At 74.9% G+C, this 16,056-nt stretch carries 17 protein-coding genes; 8 read left to right on the plus strand and 9 right to left on the minus strand.

Translation table 11 applies throughout. The features are described 5' to 3' along the window. Positions 1 to 301: 301 nt before the first annotated feature. Entirely contained in the window at positions 302 to 1,513 is a 1,212-nt protein-coding gene (locus tag O2V61_RS00310; protein WP_269181347.1) for a cytochrome P450, read from the minus strand. 121 nt (positions 1,514 to 1,634) lie between these two features. On the opposite strand from O2V61_RS00310, the gene O2V61_RS00315 reads away from it, so the two are divergent. Continuing rightward, positions 1,635 to 2,570, plus strand: a complete 936-nt coding sequence (locus O2V61_RS00315; RefSeq protein ID WP_269181348.1) for a DUF5926 family protein — start codon at positions 1,635 to 1,637, stop codon at positions 2,568 to 2,570. Between the two features lie 91 nt (positions 2,571 to 2,661). Further along, positions 2,662 to 3,648 (plus strand): cytochrome c oxidase assembly protein, encoded by a 987-nt coding sequence (locus O2V61_RS00320; RefSeq protein WP_269181349.1) that lies wholly within the window; start codon positions 2,662 to 2,664, stop codon positions 3,646 to 3,648. 41 nt (positions 3,649 to 3,689) lie between these two features. On the opposite strand, the gene O2V61_RS00325 is transcribed toward O2V61_RS00320, so the two are convergent. After that, positions 3,690 to 4,250: a sigma-70 family RNA polymerase sigma factor gene (locus O2V61_RS00325; RefSeq protein WP_269181350.1), complete on the minus strand. Its 561-nt coding sequence runs from the start codon at positions 4,248 to 4,250 to the stop codon at positions 3,690 to 3,692. A 41-nt stretch (positions 4,251 to 4,291) separates the two neighbouring features. Here O2V61_RS00325 and O2V61_RS00330 point away from each other — a divergent pair, with 41 nt between their 5' ends. After that, positions 4,292 to 5,059, plus strand: a complete 768-nt coding sequence (locus O2V61_RS00330; RefSeq protein WP_269181351.1) for a zf-HC2 domain-containing protein — start codon at positions 4,292 to 4,294, stop codon at positions 5,057 to 5,059. 83 nt (positions 5,060 to 5,142) lie between these two features. After that, entirely contained in the window at positions 5,143 to 7,080 is a 1,938-nt protein-coding gene (locus O2V61_RS00335; protein ID WP_269181352.1) for an alpha/beta hydrolase, read from the plus strand. A 10-nt stretch (positions 7,081 to 7,090) separates the two neighbouring features. Here the strand turns inward: O2V61_RS00335 and O2V61_RS00340 are convergent, their stop codons facing one another. Beyond that, the gene (locus O2V61_RS00340; protein ID WP_269181353.1) at positions 7,091 to 8,326 is read right to left on the minus strand and encodes an arginine deiminase; all 1,236 of its coding nucleotides are present in this window, start codon (positions 8,324 to 8,326) and stop codon (positions 7,091 to 7,093) included. A gap of 103 nt (positions 8,327 to 8,429) precedes the next feature. Between O2V61_RS00340 and O2V61_RS00345 the strand changes: the two genes are divergently transcribed. Both O2V61_RS00345 and O2V61_RS00350 read left to right on the plus strand, forming a co-directional pair. Further along, on the plus strand, positions 8,430 to 8,684 hold the full coding sequence (locus O2V61_RS00345) for a hypothetical protein (RefSeq protein WP_269181354.1): 255 nt from the start codon (positions 8,430 to 8,432) through the stop codon (positions 8,682 to 8,684). A 109-nt stretch (positions 8,685 to 8,793) separates the two neighbouring features. After that, positions 8,794 to 9,084 carry a DUF1540 domain-containing protein gene (locus tag O2V61_RS00350; protein WP_269181355.1) on the plus strand — a complete coding sequence of 97 codons (291 nt, stop codon included), beginning with the start codon at positions 8,794 to 8,796 and terminating at the stop codon, positions 9,082 to 9,084. A 31-nt stretch (positions 9,085 to 9,115) separates the two neighbouring features. Here the strand turns inward: O2V61_RS00350 and O2V61_RS00355 are convergent, their stop codons facing one another. Together O2V61_RS00355 and O2V61_RS00360 are read right to left on the minus strand one after the other, a co-directional pair. After that, on the minus strand, positions 9,116 to 9,544 hold the full coding sequence (locus O2V61_RS00355) for a hypothetical protein (RefSeq protein WP_269181356.1): 429 nt from the start codon (positions 9,542 to 9,544) through the stop codon (positions 9,116 to 9,118). 76 nt (positions 9,545 to 9,620) lie between these two features. Continuing rightward, positions 9,621 to 9,968, minus strand: a complete 348-nt coding sequence (locus tag O2V61_RS00360; protein WP_269181357.1) for an STAS domain-containing protein — start codon at positions 9,966 to 9,968, stop codon at positions 9,621 to 9,623. A gap of 142 nt (positions 9,969 to 10,110) precedes the next feature. On the opposite strand from O2V61_RS00360, the gene O2V61_RS00365 reads away from it, so the two are divergent. Beyond that, positions 10,111 to 10,914 (plus strand): methyltransferase domain-containing protein, encoded by an 804-nt coding sequence (locus O2V61_RS00365; RefSeq protein WP_269181358.1) that lies wholly within the window; start codon positions 10,111 to 10,113, stop codon positions 10,912 to 10,914. Positions 10,915 to 11,037: 123 nt separating this feature from the next. Here the strand turns inward: O2V61_RS00365 and O2V61_RS00370 are convergent, their stop codons facing one another. The 3 genes from O2V61_RS00370 to O2V61_RS00380 all read right to left on the minus strand — a co-directional run bounded on the left by O2V61_RS00370 (position 11,038) and on the right by O2V61_RS00380 (position 14,355). Further along, the gene (locus O2V61_RS00370) at positions 11,038 to 12,285 is read right to left on the minus strand and encodes an MFS transporter (protein WP_269181359.1); all 1,248 of its coding nucleotides are present in this window, start codon (positions 12,283 to 12,285) and stop codon (positions 11,038 to 11,040) included. A 99-nt stretch (positions 12,286 to 12,384) separates the two neighbouring features. Further along, positions 12,385 to 13,476: an FUSC family protein gene (locus O2V61_RS00375; protein WP_269181360.1), complete on the minus strand. Its 1,092-nt coding sequence runs from the start codon at positions 13,474 to 13,476 to the stop codon at positions 12,385 to 12,387. A gap of 120 nt (positions 13,477 to 13,596) precedes the next feature. Then, positions 13,597 to 14,355 (minus strand): MerR family transcriptional regulator, encoded by a 759-nt coding sequence (locus O2V61_RS00380; RefSeq protein ID WP_269181361.1) that lies wholly within the window; start codon positions 14,353 to 14,355, stop codon positions 13,597 to 13,599. A gap of 135 nt (positions 14,356 to 14,490) precedes the next feature. Between O2V61_RS00380 and O2V61_RS00385 the strand changes: the two genes are divergently transcribed. Beyond that, positions 14,491 to 15,390: a haloalkane dehalogenase gene (locus tag O2V61_RS00385; RefSeq protein ID WP_269181362.1), complete on the plus strand. Its 900-nt coding sequence runs from the start codon at positions 14,491 to 14,493 to the stop codon at positions 15,388 to 15,390. 14 nt (positions 15,391 to 15,404) lie between these two features. On the opposite strand, the gene O2V61_RS00390 is transcribed toward O2V61_RS00385, so the two are convergent. After that, positions 15,405 to 15,992 (minus strand): GGDEF domain-containing protein, encoded by a 588-nt coding sequence (locus O2V61_RS00390; protein WP_269181363.1) that lies wholly within the window; start codon positions 15,990 to 15,992, stop codon positions 15,405 to 15,407. Positions 15,993 to 16,056: the final 64 nt, after the last annotated feature.

Consider the following 16,056-nt stretch of genomic DNA (forward strand, 5'->3'; position numbering starts at 1 on the left):
TTCCGGGGCTCCCCGACGCGGTCAGCACCAGCTGTGACGGATCTTGGACGCCCCGTGGACCGGTGCCGGGAGGTCGTCTCCCGGCGCAACGGCATGCCGCACCCCGCCCCGCGCCCGTAGGGGCTCGCTGGCCTGCTACGGCTCAGCGACACCGGCTGCCGTTCCATGCGGCTCACCGAGGTTGACCCGCATCGTCGGACGTGGAGCCGGGTCACAGCGCGGCTCCACGTCAGGCGGCGCGGCTTGACCCGCGCCGGAGCGCGCCGCCTTACGCACGAAAGACCACACCCTGCTGTCGCACTCAGCGGCCGGTGAGCACGACCGGCAGCTCCTGGAGCCCGCGGATGACGAACTCCGGGCGACGCCGGGCCGGGCGGGCCAGCTCCAGTCCGGAGGTGCGGCTCAGCAGCGCACCGAAGGAGGCCTGCAGCTCCACCCGGGCCAGCGGGGCGCCGATGCAGAAGTGCACCCCCGCGCCGAAGGAGATGTGCGGGTTGTCCGCGCGTCCCACGTCGAGGGCGTCCGGGTCGGCGAAGACGGCCGGGTCCCGGTTGGCGCTGCCCAGCAGGGCGGCGATCTTCTGCCCCCGGGCGACGGTGACCCCGCCGAGCTCGACGTCGGAGGTGGCGGTGCGCTCGAACAGCTGCAGCGGCGAGTCGTAGCGCATCAGCTCCTCGATCGCGGTGGGGAGCAGGGCCGGGTCCGCACGCAGCCGGTCCAGCTGGTCCGGGTGCTCCAGCAGCGCCAGCAGGCCGTTGCCACTCACGTTGACCGTCGCCTCGTGGCCGGCGTTGAGCAGCAGGATGCAGGTGGTGACCAGCTCGTCCTCGGTGAGCCGGTCGCCCTCGGAGTCGCGCACCGTGACCAGGTGGGTGAGCAGGTCCTCTCCGGGGGAGGTCCGCCGCTCGGCGGCCAGCTCGCGCAGGTAGGCGACGAACTCGGCGGCGGCCTGCTCGGCGTCGGCCTCCACCTCCGTCGTCCGGCCGTACTCGTACATCTTGACGATGGCGTTCGACCACGGGCGCAGCAGCGGCCGGTCGGCCGCCGGCACCCCCAGCAGCTCGGCGATGACCGCGACCGGCAGCTCCTCGGCCATCCCGGACAGCACGTCGACGCCGGTCTCGCCGGCGGAGCGCTCGACGAGGGAGTCGACGAGGGAGTCGGCCAGCTCCTGCACCCAGGGCCGCAGCCGCTCGACGTGTCCGCGGGCGAACGCGGCGCTGATCAGCCGGCGCAGCCGGGTGTGGGTGGGCGGCTCCATCTCCAGGATCGCGTTGCGGTGGATCAGGTTGAAGCTCTCGAACCGCTCCGCCGGCGTCCGGTCCGACCAGATCCGGCCCAGCCGCCGGTCCCGCAGGACGGCGTTGGCCTCGGCGTGGCCGAGGGCCAGCCACATGCCCTGCTGCTCGTTCCACTGCACCGGCGCCGCGGCGCGGGCCACGGCGAAGGCCGGGTAGGGGTCGGCGACCAGGACGGGGTCGGTCAGGTCGAGCGGAGCGGGAGCCGGCGTCACCGGCAGCAGCGTACTGAGGGGGACGGCGCGGCACGGCAGTGCGGGCGGCCCCCTCGCAGGGTCCCGCCGCGAGCCTGCGAGGGGCGGGGGGCGAGAGGGTCCTTTGACTACCCTCGCATGCATGGCCCGCACTACGACCCGCCGTCCCGCCGCCCCGGCTGCGACAGCCGGTGAGACCAACCCGAAGGCGCCCTGCCCCTGCGGCTCCGGCCGCCGCTACAAGCACTGCCACGGCTCCGGCTACGGCCAGCCGGTGCTCCGCCCGTTCGAGGGCCTGCCCGGCGAGGTCGACTGGGTGGCGCTGCGCGAGCTCGTGCCGGCCGCCACCGCGAAGCTGACCACCACGGACGGCCGGTCGGTCACGTTGGCCAGCGTTCTCCCCGGCGGCACCCCCGCCCTGGTGCGGGCCAACGGCGAGATCCTGCTCGGCGTCCAGCTGCAGACCTCCTCCGACGACGTCAGCCGCGATCTCGGCACCGCGCTCGCCGCCGCGCTCGAGGCCCCGGCCGGCGCCCCCGTCGACCCGGGCCCGATCGGTGCCGCCGGCTCGGCCGGCCCACGGCTGCAGGAGCTGCTGGACCTCTCGGCGCCGTTCGAGGTCACCGTGCACGACGACTTCGGCTTCTGGCTCGAGGGCGCCGACGTCGACGCGACCGCCCGGGCCAGCCTGCAGCAGGCCAACGAGATGGTGATGCCCACGGTGCGGCTGGCCGGCCTGGAGGCTGCCTACTGGTGCCGGCCGACCACCGAGCGCGGGCACGTGCGCTGGGTGCGCCCTGAGCCGGAGGAGTCGCTGCTGGACGCCCTCGCCCGGCTCGGCGCGGCCGAGCAGCTCACCCTGGGGGAGGGCACCCGCTACGCCGGTGCCTTCCGTGCGCTCGGCCTCGCCGTCCCGGTGTGGGACGTGCCGGGTGAGGTGCCGGGCGCCGAGTGGGCAGGTCCCTCGGCGGAGCTGCACTCCCGGCTGGAGGCCGCGCTGGCGGTCACCGAGCCGCTGAACGCCGACGAGCGTCGGGCCCGCGCCGGGCTGCTGTCCCGTCAGGTCACCCTGCGCTGAGCCGAGGGCCCGTCTCCCTCGCCGACTGCGGCGAGGGAGACGGGCCAGGCCTACCGTGGGGGCCGCACAGCGGAGTCGAGAGAGGACTGACGTGGGCCACGAGCACGGCGGCATGGGTGGGATGCACGTCCCGGAGCTGCCGCCGACGACCGGGCGGGTGCTGGGCCTGGACCTGGCCGCCGCCTCGCCGGTGGCCTGGCTGGCCGTGCTGCTGGCCGTCGGCTACCTGGTCGGCCTGTGGCGGCTGCACCGGCGGGGCGTGCGCTGGGCGCCGACCCGCACGGTCGCGTGGCTGATCGGCTGCGCCGCCCTGTTCCACGTCACCGCCAGCGGCCTGCAGAGCTACGGGATGGTGCTGTTCAGCCTGCACATGGTGCAGCACATGGTGCTGAGCATGATCATCCCGCTGCTGTTGCTGCTCGGCGCCCCGGTCACCCTGATGCTGCGCGCCCTCCCCGCGGCGCAGGGACCCGCGGGAGTGCCGCGGCGGGCGCTGCTCGGCGCGCTGCACAGCCGGCTGGGCCAGCTGGTCTCCTCGCCGTTCTTCACCGTGCCGCTGTTCATCGCCAGCCTCTACGGCGTCTACTTCACCCCGCTGTTCGACGACCTCATGTCGACGACGGTCGGGCACACGTTCATGCTGCTGCACTTCCTGGTCACCGGGCTGCTGTTCTTCGGCCCGATCATGGCCATCGACCCGTGGCCCCGGCGCTCCGGTCACGGCGCCCGGATGCTCGAGCTGCTGCTGCCCGCCCCGTTCCACGCCTTCTTCGGCGTGATCGTGATGATGAGCAGCTCGGTGCTGCTGACCAGCTACGCCACCCCGCCGGAGTCCTGGGGCATCGACCCGCTCTATGACCAGGGGGCGGCCGGCGGCATCGCCTGGTCGTTCGGTGAGTTCCCCACCGTGCTGGTGCTGGCGGTGGTCTTCTTCCAGTGGACCCGCTCGGAGGAGCGGGCCAACCGGGCCGCCGACCGGACCCGGGACCGGGCGATCGCCCGCGGCGAGAGCGGCGAGGACCCCGAGCTGACCGCGTACAACGAGCGCCTGCGCCGGCTGGCGGCCCAGCACCCCTGACCGGTGGGGCCGACGTCGGGACCTCGGCCCCGGGAGAGGCGCTAGGAGGGACGGCGGCTGCGGGGGTGGTCGGCGGCGACCAGCGCCTCGACCAGGTCGGCGCGGGCCCGGGCCACGCGCGAGCGGATCGTGCCGATCGGGCAGCCCACCACCTCGGCGGCCTCGGCGTAGGGCAACCCGATCAGCTGGGTGAGCACGAAGGCCTCCCGGCGCTCGGGCTCCAGCCGGTCCAGCACGTCCTGCGCGGCGACCGACCCGCCCACCTCGTCCTCCGGCACGTCGCGGACCAGGTCGGCCAGGTCGGTGTCGTCGGAGACGAGCACCAGGCCGCGGCGCTTCCGGGACCGCAGGTGGTCGGCGCAGACCCGCCGGGCGATCGACAGCAGCCAGGTGCGCAGCGACGACCGGCCTTCGAAGCCGGACAGCGCCGGGAGCGCCCGCAGGAAGGTCTCCTGGGTGAGGTCCTCGGCGGCCTGGCGGTCGGCCAGGTGCGCGCACAGCCGCCACACATCGGCCTGCGTCTCCCGGATCAGCGCGGCCTGAGCCAGTCTGTCGCCCTCGGCTGCGCGGGCAGCGAGACGTTCCAGCTGCCCCACGTGCACCCTCCGGGAACTCTGCGGTCGTCGGCGGCGACTATGCCACCGTGAGCTGTGCAGCCTGTCGTGAGGCGGTCTCCGCCGACCTGGACGGCGAGTCCCCGGGCCTGCCGCAGACCTGGGTGGACGAGCACCTGGGCAGGTGCCCGGCCTGCCGCGGGTGGGCCGAGGCCGCGGCGGAGGTGACCCGGCGGGCGCGGCTGACCCCGGTCGCGGCGGTGCCCGACGTGACCGCAGCGGTGCTGGGCCGGCTGCCCGCGGTGCAGCCGGCGGTCCGCGCCCGGGCGTGGCTGGACGCCGCCCTCCGGCTCGCCCTGCTGGCCGTCGGCGCCGGTCAGCTGGCGGTCAGCCTCCCGGCGCTGCTGGGGGCCGGTGGTGCAGCGGCCGCCCCGGTGCACCTGGCACACGAGACGGGGGCCTGGAACCTGGGGCTGGCGGCCTGCTTCCTCGGTGTCGCCGTGCTGCCGCGGCTGGCTGCCGGGGCCCTGCCCTTCCTGCTGCCCTTCACCGCGGTGCTGGCCTGGGTCACCGTCGCCGACCTCGGGGCCGGTCACGTGCACCCCGGCCGGGCGGTCGGCCACCTGCTGCTGCTCGGCGGTGCGGTGCTGGTCAGCTGGCTCGCGCTGCGGAACCGCGGCGCCCGCACCGGACCGACGGGGGAGCGGGTCGCCCCGCCGGCGACGCGGTGGGACACGGCGCAGGGCGGGCACGCCGGGCGGTGGCCGCGCCCCCTCACACCGGGTTCCCGAGCTGCCGGTCCGGCCGCCCGTGCCGCGGTCGGGGCAGAGGAGGGCGCGCGACGCCAGGCTGCCTGACCGGGGCGCAGCTGGTTGACTTCCCGCAGGGACCAGGAGTGCCCCGTCGCCGGCGCGGCCGGGAGCTGATGCGGAGGGATCCCATGGACCGTCGCCTGGCCGTGGTGCCGTTGGCCGTCCTCGTCCTGGCCGGTTGCACCGGTGACAGCGTGGACGACGACGCGGGCGCGGCGGGGACGCCGTCGACCGCGGCCCCCCGCGAGGTCGAGTGGGGGGCCTGCGACGTCGACGTCCCGGCCGGGGTCGACCTCGAGTGCGGCACCCTCGAGGTGCCGGCCGACCGCGACGACCCGGGCGCCGGCACGGTCAGCCTGGCCTTCGGCGTCGTCGCCGCGGCGGCCGACGACCCGGCCGAGCACCCGCTCGTCTACCTCGCCGGCGGTCCGGGCCAGGGTGCGCTGGAGTTCGTGCCGCTGGCGTTCGGGGAGCTGTACGAGCCACTCGCCCAGGAGCGGGACCTGATCCTCCTGGACCAGCGGGGCACGGGGCTGACCGAGCCCTCGCTGGCCTGCGAGGAGTACAGCTCGTGGGTGCGGGAGTCGCTGGGCTCGGACGAGCCGGTCGAGGAGCTGGCGGCCCAGGCCACCGCCGCGCTGGACGAGTGCCGGCAGCGGCTGGTCGACGAGGGCGTCGACTTCGACGACTACGACAGCGCGGCCTCCGCCGCCGACCTCGAGGACCTGCGCCGGGCGCTGGGCCACGAGGAGTGGGACCTCTACGGGATCTCCTACGGCACACGGCTGGCGCAGACCGCCATGCGCGACCACCCCGAGGGCATCCGGGCGGTGGTGCTCGACGCCTCGTACCCGATCGACGCCGACCTCTACGAGGAGACGCCGGGCAACGCCGTCCGGGCGCTGGAGGGGCTGTTCGCCACCTGTGCTGCCGATGCCGGGTGCGCCGAGCAGTACCCCGACCTGGAGCAGACCGTCACCGACCTCGTCGCGGAGCTGGACGCCGAGCCGGCGACGGTCACGGTGCTCGACCCGATGACCGGCGAGCGGGTGGAGGGCCCGCTGGACGGCGCCGGCCTCGTCGGCTTCCTGTTCCAGAGCATGTACTCGACCGAGCTGATCCCGTTCCTCCCGGAGATCGTCGACGCGGCGGCGAACGACGACTTCGGCACGATCGGCCTGTTGCTCGGGGCCTTCTCCCAGCAGCTGGACCTGGTCAGCGTCGGCCAGCAGCTGGCCGTGCAGTGCGAGGAGGAGATCAGCTTCAGCGACCGGGAGCAGGTGGCGGCCGCGGCCGCGGCGCACCCCCTCGTCGAGAGCTTCTTCGACAACGCGCCCACGTTGGGGCCGGCCGTCTTCGACGTCTGCGCCGACTGGGACGCCGGCGAGCCCGGCCCGGCGGCGAACGAGGGCCTGACCAGCGACATCCCCACCCTGGTGCTGGCCGGAGAGCTCGACCCGATCACCCCGCCGCGGTGGGGTGCGCAGCTGGCCGAGGACCTCGACGACAGCGTCTTCGTCGAGTTCCCGTCGACCGGGCACGGCTCGGTGGTGAGCCACGAGTGTGCGGTGCAGCTGACCCGCGACTTCCTCGCCGACCCGGACAGCGAGCCGGACGCCTCCTGCGTCGACGACATCGAGCTCCCCGCCTTCACCCCGGAGGGCGTGCAGGTGGAGATGACGGAATGGGAGAGCGAGGAGCTGGGCGCTGCCGGTCTCCGGCCGGAGGGCTGGTCCGAGGTGCTCCCCGGGGCGTTCCAGCAGTCGCCGCTGGTCTCGTTGGTGCAGCAGGTCGTCCCCGGTGCGACGGCCGACCAGGTGCTCCAGCAGCTCGCCGCGCAGCTGGGCACCGGCCAGCCCCTCGAACCGGTGGACCAGCGCGAGACCGGGTCGGCCACCTGGGACCTCTACCGGATCGACGACCTCGGGCAGCGGGTCGACCTGGCCCTGGCCGAGACCCCGGCCGGGCTCGCCGTGGTGCAGCTCACCGCCAGCCCGGCGCGCAGCGACGTCTACCGGGAGCAGGTCTTCGACCCGGCCGTGGCGGCGTTCGAGCCCGGCGCCTGACCGACTCCGACTACGCGGGGACGGCGTCGCGCAGCACCGGGCAGCTCATGCACCGCGGGCCACCCCGGCCGCTGCCCAGCTCCGACCCGGCGATCGGGAGCACCTCGATGCCGGCCTTCTCCAGGGCGGCGTTGGTGACCGTGTTCCGCTCGTAGGCGACGGCGAGCCGCGGGGCCAGTGCGAGGGTGTTGTTGCCGTCGTCCCACTGCTCGCGCTCGGCGGTCACCGGGTCGAGGCCGGTGTCGATCACCCGCAGCCGGTCGATCCCCATCGCCTGGGCGGCGGCGATCAGGAACGGCTGCGGGCCCACCACCGACAGCTCGCTGGTGTCGCCCCCGTCGGGGGACGGCTCGCCGGCCGTCACGGTCCAGGCCTGCAGGTGGTCGGCGATCGCCGGGTACATGACCATCGCGTCGACGTCGACCATGGTGGCGAGGGTGTCCAGGTGCATGGTCGCCCGCTGCTGGGCGATCGGGACGACGAGCACCGTGTGCGCCAGCCCGCGGGCGAACACCCGCCGGGCCAGCCGTTCGGCCCCGCCGGGCGTGGTCCGCTCGCCCACCCCGACGGCGACGACCCCCGCGGCCAGCAGCAGCACGTCGCCGCCCTCCAGGTGCTCCAGGTGCGGGCCGTAGAGCTGGCCGACACCGGCGAACCGGGGGTGGTGGGTGTACAGCGCCGCGGTCAGGGCGCTCTCCCGGTCGCGGGCCGGCATGGCCAGCGAGGTGACGGCGACCTGCCCGCCGACCCACACCGAGGAGTCGCGGGTGAACATCAGGTTCGGCAGCGGCGGGACGACGAAGTCCCCGCGCCCCATCAGCTCGTAGGCCAGCCCGCGGCCACCGCGGAGCTCGTCGTGCGCCACCCCGGTGATCAACGCCGTGGCGAGGTCCGCGGGCGCCAGGCCGTCCAGGTGGGCGGTGGTGGCGTGCTGCAGGGTGGCGCCCAGCCGTGGGTCGTCGACGGCGGCGGCGATGACCTCCGCGCGGGCGGCCGGCAGCGCCATCACCTCGGCCAGCAGCCGGTCCAGGTGCAGCACCTCGACCCCGCGCTCGGTGAGCGCCGCGGCGAACGCGTCGTGCTCCTCCTGCGCGCGGGCCACCCAGGGGACGCCGTCGAAGAGCAGCTCGTCGTTGTTGCGCGGGGTGAGCCGACGCAGTTCGGCGCCGGGGCGGTGCAGGAGCACGGTGCGGAGCCGGCCGACCTCGCTGGTCACGCCGGTGGTCGCGGGGCTCGGGGCAGACATGCCCTGAGCCTGCTGGATCCTGCTCGGGTCGGCCAGCCCCGGATCGGGTGAGTCCGCCGGTGCGGTCCCGCCGGGGAGCCGGTGGTCGTGGTGGACTGCGGCGGTGACGCCTGCCGACCACCCCTCTCCGCCGGCTGCCCGGGGCGGTCAGCCACGTTGGTTCCTCGTGCTGCTGGCCGCGGGCCTCTCGCTGCTCGTGGCGGCGCTGCTGCTGTTCCTGCTCGGGCTCGTCCAGGTGGAGCAGATCGGGTCGGTCGGGCTGCTGCTGGTGCTCGTCGTGGCTGCCGTCGTCGGGGGCTACGCCGCCCGTGCGCTGGCGGTCAGGCTCCCGCCCCCGGGCCGCCGTCCGCCCGGCTGACCGGCGTGTCGGGGCTGCCGGCGCGGAGTGCCTGGTCAGCGCCGCGCGCCCTGATCAGGCCAGCCTCTCCTGGCTGGCGGGCCTCCCGCGGAGCTGTCAACCTCGGGTCATGACCCAGATGCTGGACATGCCCCAGGTGCAGGACTGCTCGGTCGACAGCTGTTCGTACAACGCCGATCACGCCTGCCACGCCGGCGCCATCACCGTCGGCGGCGACCACGCCCACTGCGGCACCTTCGTCGAGATCTCGTTCCGTGCCGGGCTCGAGCGGACCGGCGTCGTCGGCGCCTGTCACCGCGCGGACTGCGTGCACAACGAGGCCCTCGAGTGCCGCGCGTCCGCTGTGCAGGTCGGCTCGGGCGCTGACGCGGCCGACTGCCTCACCTACAGCACCCGCTGACCCCCGCCGGCGTCCCTGCGGGGATGCCGGCTCACGCGACCAGCTGCTCCAGCTCGTCTGCGCCGGCCACCGGCTCCAAGGCGAGCGCGGGCGTGCGCAGCACGGTGTCGGAGACCGAGAGCGCCGCGATCGGGTCGCCGTCGTCCACGAGGACGGCGCGGCCCGCGGCTGCGACCGGGCGCAGTGCGGCGAGCACGGTGCGCCGGTCGTCGCCGGCCAGGCCATCGGTCAGGTGGTCGACCAGGACGACGGACGCCGGCCCGGTGCGCGCTCCCTCGACGGCGTCCAGCCGCTGCTGCACGCCGTCAGCGGGGGCGGCGGTCAGCCGCGTCACGGCGAGGGAGGCGTGTCCTCCGGCGCACCGGGCGCTGCCCGGGTCCAGGGCGGCCATGGTCTCCGCCCGTGCCCCAGCGGGACCCAGCAGCACCGTGACACCGCCGACCGGCAGTCGCAGACCCATCACACCCACCCTCACGTCGAGTGAGGCGAGGCTAACCTGACCGACCCCTCCCGCGCCAGTCGCCGGGTTCAGGCGGTCAGGGGCGCGCCGGCCGGTCCGGGTCCGGGGCGGGGCGGGGCAGCAGTCGGGACAGCCCGGCTCGCACCAGCGCCGGCTGGAGCTCGCCGGGCACGGCCAGCAGCCGCAGCCGTCCTCCGCGGCGCTCGGGCTTGCGGCTGAGGTGCACCAGCAGCTGCAGGCCCGCCGCGTCGATCGCGGTGACCGCGGAGAGGTCGGCCCGGTCCGGCCAGGCCGACGGTGGGACCAGCAGTCGGAAACGGCGCACGACCTCCCGGTCGATGCGGCCGGAGAGCCGCAGCAGCGGACCGGTCTCGTCCTCGTCCGGGACCACCTCGCCGGCGGCAGGATCGAGGCCGCTGGACACAGAGCACCGGTACCCCCGATGAGCTGCCGAAACGTGCCCAGTCCTCGCCGACCGTCTGGTGGGGGCTGCTCGGGGAGCCCGCCGCCGCTCACTGAGCGGGACGGGTGTTCCGCTCTGTGGTCCGACGGTGCAGGGTGACGGGGTGGACACGTACACGCACGGGCACGCCGAACCGGTCCTGCAGGCGCACCGGTGGCGCACGGCGGAGAATTCGGCGGGGTACCTGCTGCCCTGGCTCCGTGCGGGGCTCGACGTCCTCGACGTGGGCTGCGGCCCGGGCACGATCACCGTCGACCTCGCGGCCCGGGTGGCGCCGGGGCGGGTGGTCGGCCTCGACGTGTCGCCCGCGCCCCTCGCGGAGGCCCGCGCACTGGCCGAGCGGGCCGGCGTGGCGGTGGAGTTCGGGGTGGGCGACGGCTACGCGCTGGCCGCCGCCGACGACTCCTTCGACGTCGTGCACGCCCATCAGGTGCTCCAGCACCTGACCGACCCGGTCGCCGCGCTGCGCGAGATGGGCCGCGTCTGCCGGCCCGGTGGGCTGATCGCCGTCCGCGACGTCGACTACGCCGCCACCACCTGGTTCCCGGCGTCCGCGGGGCTGGACCGCTGGCTGGACCTCTACGAGCGGGTGGCCCGGGCCAACGGGGCCGAGCCGGACGCCGGTCGGCGGCTGCGGTCCTGGGCGCACGCCGCCGGGCTGCGGGACACCGTGGCCACGACGTCGGCCTGGTGCTTCGCGACCCCCGACGAGCGGGCCTGGTGGGGGCGGTCCTGGGCCGGGCGGGCGACCGCCTCGGCCTTCGCCGAGCAGGCGCTCGCCCACGGCCTGGCCACCCAGGCGCAGCTGCAGGAGGTGGCTGACGCCTGGCTGGCCTGGGCCGCGGCCGACGACGGCTGGCTCGGCATGCTGCACGGCGAGCTGCTCATCCGGGTCCAGCCCCGCTAGCACGTTGAGCCGCGCGAGAGGACGTTGAGCCGCGTTCTGGCGCGGCTCAACGTCCTCTGGCGCGGGTTGACCCTGCCCGGCGTGGAACGGGCCGATGGCGACCCAGCCGCGTGGAGGTCGTCCTCAGGCGACTGCCGGCACCGGCTGCTCGTCGGCGTGGGCGATGTGCCGCAGCGAGCGCCAGATGAGCACCACGAACACCGCCGACCCGGCGAAGGCGAACCAGAACGGGGCGGTGACGCCCCAGTGCTGGGCGAGCACCCCGCCGATGCCCGAGCCGACCACCAGCCCGCCGTAGACGCCGACCAGGTTGACGCTGCCCACCCGGCCCTGCAGCGGGCCGGGCACGGCCCGCTGCCGGACGGCGACCGACGTCGTCCCCCAGATGAAGGCGTGCGCGCCGAACACGAAGAAGACCGGCAGGGCGACCCAGGCACTCGTGGTCAGCGCCAGCGCCAGGTGGGTCAGCGTCTCGACGATCAGGCCGATCCGCATCAGGTCGCCCAGGCTGACCCGGCGGGTGATCCAGCCGTACGTCAGGCCCCCGACGATGCCGCCGACCGCCCCGACGGTGGTCACCAGCCCGAAGCCGATCTCGCCCAGCCCGATCCGCTCGGTGGCGTAGAGCACCAGCACCGACCAGGCGGCGCCGAAGGTGACGTTGAAGATCGTGATGGTCAGCACCAGGGTGCGGACGGCGGCGTGGTGCCGCGCCCAGCGCAGCCCCTCGGCGATGTCGTGCCGCATCGCCGTCCGGTGGCCCGCGACGCGCTCCCGGGCGGGCAGCAGGACCCGGGTGATCAGCACTGCGCCGAGGGCCACGAGCACCGCCTGGGCACCCAGGGCCCAGGCGGCGCCGACGGTGAACAGCGCCGCGCCCAGCGGTGGGCCGGCGAGCTGGTTGACCGTGATGAAGCCGGTCTGCAGCCGGGAGTTCGCCAGCGCGAGGTCGTCCCGGGCGACCAGCACGGGCACGAGGGTCTGCGAGCTGTTGTCGGCGAACACCTCGGCCGTGGCGAGCAGGAAGAGCGCTGCCAGCACGGTCGCGATGGAGACCCGGTCGGTGGCCACCGCCAGCGTCAGCACGGTGAGGACGACGGCGCGGGCGAGGTCGACGACGAGCACGATCAGCCGGCGGTCCAGCCGGTCGGTCAGCGCGCCGGCGACCAGGCCGAACAGCAGCGGCGGCAGCCACTGCACCGTCGCGGCCAGCGCCACCAGGAACGCGTCCCGGGTGAGCGAGGCGACCAGCAGGGGGCCCGCGGCCAGCGCGATCCCGTCGCCGAGGTTCGTCGTCCAGGACGAGGCCAGCAGCCAGCGGAAGCTGGTGCCGAGCCGCTCAGGGACCAGGACCTGACCGATGCGGCTCACGATCGCCAGACCTTAGCCGTGCTCAGGGATTGCGTCGTCCGCTTTCCGCCGAGGGCGGACGTTCCACGTGCAACCGGCACCGTCCCGGGCGGGCCGGCGTCAGGCAGCGGCGGGGAAGCGGACGTGTGCCTCCAGCGTCTGCAGCGACCGGTGCATCCCGACGGTCACCGCGCCGAGGGCGAAGAACCCCTCGTCGTCGGCGATCTCGGAGCTGCGGAGCAGCGCGGTCAGCCGGTTCGACGCCGACACCGCGGTGGCGATCGCGGCGTCCCGGTCGTCGGGGGAGTCCGCGGCGTCGTGGAAGGGCAGCCGGACCACGCCGGCCAGGCCCTCCAGTGCGTCGGCGAGGACCCAGCCGGTGCCGTCGTCCACCCGGTCCAGCCCGCGCCGGTGCGGCTGGAACTCCACGACGAGCGTGGTGAGGTCGTCGACCAGGACGGCGACGCGGTCGAGCGCGCGGGACTGCGCCCGGATGCTGCCGGCCGTGCCCTGCCACCGGTTCGCCCGCGGGTTCGCCCGCCGGGCCCGCTCGACCTGCGTCTCGGCCCGGCGCATCTGGTCCAGGGCGGCGTCCAGCGCCTCGCCCTGCTCCTCCCACTCGTGCGGGGCCGGGAGCTGGCCGTTCCGCAGCGCCACGGCGATCGTCTCCAGGTGGGCGGCCAGCGTCTCCCGGGTCCGGGCGATCCGTTCGACGGCGGTGGTCAGCTGCAGCGGCGGGAACAGCGCCGTCGTCACCAGGACGCCGATCACGGCGCCCAGCAGGGTGAGCCCGGCGTAGCGGAGGGCGTACTCGGCCGGGTCCGACGTCCCGACCGTCAGCATCAGGACGGCGGCGAAGCTGACCCAGCTGGCCTGCTCGCGGAACAGCGACCGCCACTGCTCGACCACGATCGCCAGGGCGACGATCAGCGCGATGGTCAGCGCGTTCGGCACCGCCCGGGTGACCTCGAAGACGACGACGGCCAGGGCGAAGCCCACCAGGATGGCGGCGAGGCTGCGCCACGCCGCCGAGGCGGAGTCGGCGATCGTCGGGCTGACCGCGATGACCGCACCCAGCGGCGCGTAGTAGGCGTACTCCGAGAGCATCGGCGGCAGCAGCAACGCCACCTGCCACGACAGCCCGGCCGCCAGCGCCGCCCGGACCATCCGCTGCACCCAGGGCTGCTGTAGTCGCCCGATCACCCAACCCACCCGACCAGGATGCGGCCCGCCGCCCGGCCGACGGCGCCGGGGGGACGTGACGTCCCTCGCCCGAGGGGCTGCCTCTCACCGGAGGGGCCGAAGTCGCGATCTCGGCCCCTCCGGGGGAGGTCAGCTCTGGCGGGCGGCGTTGGCCTGGACGGCGGTGCTCACGTACTGCGCCAGGCCCGGGGCGATCCGCTCGTAGTACGCGGTGAACCGCTCGTCCTCGACGTACATCCGGCCCAGGCCGGCGTGCACCTCCGGCGAGCAGTCGTAGAAGTGCCGGCTGATCTGCTGCCGGTGCTCCTCGGCCAGGTCCTGCGCCGCGGTGGAGTCCGCCGGCACGCCGCCGGCCAGCGCGGCGGCGAACCGGCGCTCGACGTCGTCGGACTCGGCCTTGACCCGCAGCCAGTCCTCCTTGCTCATCGCCGCCGTCCGGCGCTGGGACTGTGCCCAGGCGTCGGTGTCGCCCCACCTCTCCTCGGCCTCCGCGGCGTACTCCTCCGGGAGCCAGTCGCCGAACACCTCGAACCGTTCCTCCGGGGTCAGGGAGATCCCCATCTGCCGTGCCTCCATCTCCTTCTCCACGGCCGCGACCATCGCCTGCGTGCGCTCGAGCCGGTCCCGCAACAACCGGTGCTGCCGGCGCAGGTGCACCGCGGGGTCGGCGTCGGGGTCGTCCAGCAGGGTCGCGACCTCGTCGAGGGGGAACCCGAGCTCGCGGTAGAACAGCACCTGCTGCAGCCGGTCCAGGTCCCGCACGTCGTAGCTGCGGTGGCCCGCCGACGTGCGTTCGCTCGCCCGGACCAGCCCGATCCGGTCGTAGTGGTGCAGCGTGCGCACCGTGACCCCGGCCAGCCGGGCCAGCTCACCCACCGTCCAGCTCATCGCCCCTCCTCTCTCGTTGACGGAGCCCACGCAACAGCCTGACGTCGCGTCAGGTGCAACCCCCGAACCACCAAGATGGCCATTTCGGTGGTTCGGGGTGGTTCGGACGGCGGGTCGGCGGGGAGGTCCAAGGGCATGGCCGACGACGTCCGCACGCCCGTGTCCGCCGACGACCCGTTCCCGCGTTCCCGGGTGCAGGTCGCCGACCAGGAGATGTCCTACGTCGACGTGGGGGAGGGTGACCCGATCGTCTTCCTGCACGGCAACCCGACGTCGTCCTACCTGTGGCGCAACGTGATCCCGCACGTGCGGCACCTGGGCCGCTGCCTGGCCCCCGACCTGATCGGCATGGGGGAGTCGAGCAAGCTCCCCGACCCCGGTCCGGGCAGCTACTCCTTCGACCGGCACGCCCAGTTCCTGGCCGAGTTCCTGGACACCGTGGGCGTCACCGAGCGGGTCACCCTGGTGCTGCACGACTGGGGCTCGGGGCTGGGCTTCGACTGGGCCGCGCAGCACCCCGGTGCCGTGCGCGGCATCGCCTTCATGGAGGCGATCGTCACCCCGATGATCTGGGCCGACTGGCCGCGGGCGGCGAAACCGATCTTCCAGGCGATGCGCGGGGAGGGCGGCGAGCGCCGGGTGCTGGACCGGAACGTGTTCGTGGAGAAGATCCTCCCCGCCGAGGTGCGGCGCGGGCTCTCGGCAGAGGCGCACGACCGGTACCGGGCGCCGTTCCGGGAGCGCGCCGACCGCTGGCCGACGCTGGAGTGGCCGCGGCAGCTCCCGATCGAGCACGTGCCGCCGGGGGTGCACGACGTCGTCGCCCGCTACGGCCAGTGGCTGGCGCACAGCGACGTCCCGAAGCTGTTCGTCAACGTGGAACCGGGGTCGATCCTGGTCGGCCGCCAGCGCGAGAAGGTCCGCCGGTGGCCGGCGCTGACCGAGGTCACCGTGCCGGGTGGGCACTTCGTGCCCGAGGACTCCCCGGACGAGATCGGCCGTGCGCTGGCGGAGTGGATCCCGACGCTGCGCTGAGCTGCGGCGGCGGGTCAGCCGTGCCGGCCGCTGCCCTGGCGGTCGTCCTGGATCGCGGTCATCGCCTCGTTGGCCGCGGCCACCAGTGACTCGGGCGTCGAGGCCCGGCCGGAGAGCGCCACGCCGACGCTGAGCCGCACGTGGTGCTCGACACCGGGCCGTGGCCGCAGCGGGGCGTCGAACGCGGCCGCGACGCGCAGGGCGATGCCCTGCGCGTCCTCGGCGGTCTGGATGCCGGGGCACAGCAGCACGAAGGTCTGGGCGCTGGTCCGGGCGACGACGTCCCCCTGCCGCACGGCGCCGACCAGCCGGCCGGCCGCCTCGGCGCGGGCGGCGTCGGCGACGGCGGAGCCGTGGGCGTCCTCCAGGACGGCGATGCCGCCGAGGTCGCAGGAGAGGACGGCGAGCCGGCCGGTGGTCGGGCCGGCGGCGGCCAGGGCCAGCTCCAGCCGGTCGATCAGCAGGCTGCGCACCGGCAGGCCGGTGAGCGGGTCGGCCACGGTCCGCTGCCGCAGCCGCTGCGCGAACTGGCGCTGCGCGGCGACGACCGCCGCGGTCTGCACCAGCACGTCCTGCGACTCCTCGAGCCTGATCGTCTGCATGCCCTCTCCCTTTTCGCTCTGGCCGAGCGCCGGCCGTGCAGGGGGAGTCGACGGGTTCCCGCCC

The sequence above is a fragment of the Modestobacter sp. VKM Ac-2985 genome, from assembly GCF_026967925.1.
Classification (GTDB): domain Bacteria; phylum Actinomycetota; class Actinomycetes; order Mycobacteriales; family Geodermatophilaceae; genus Modestobacter.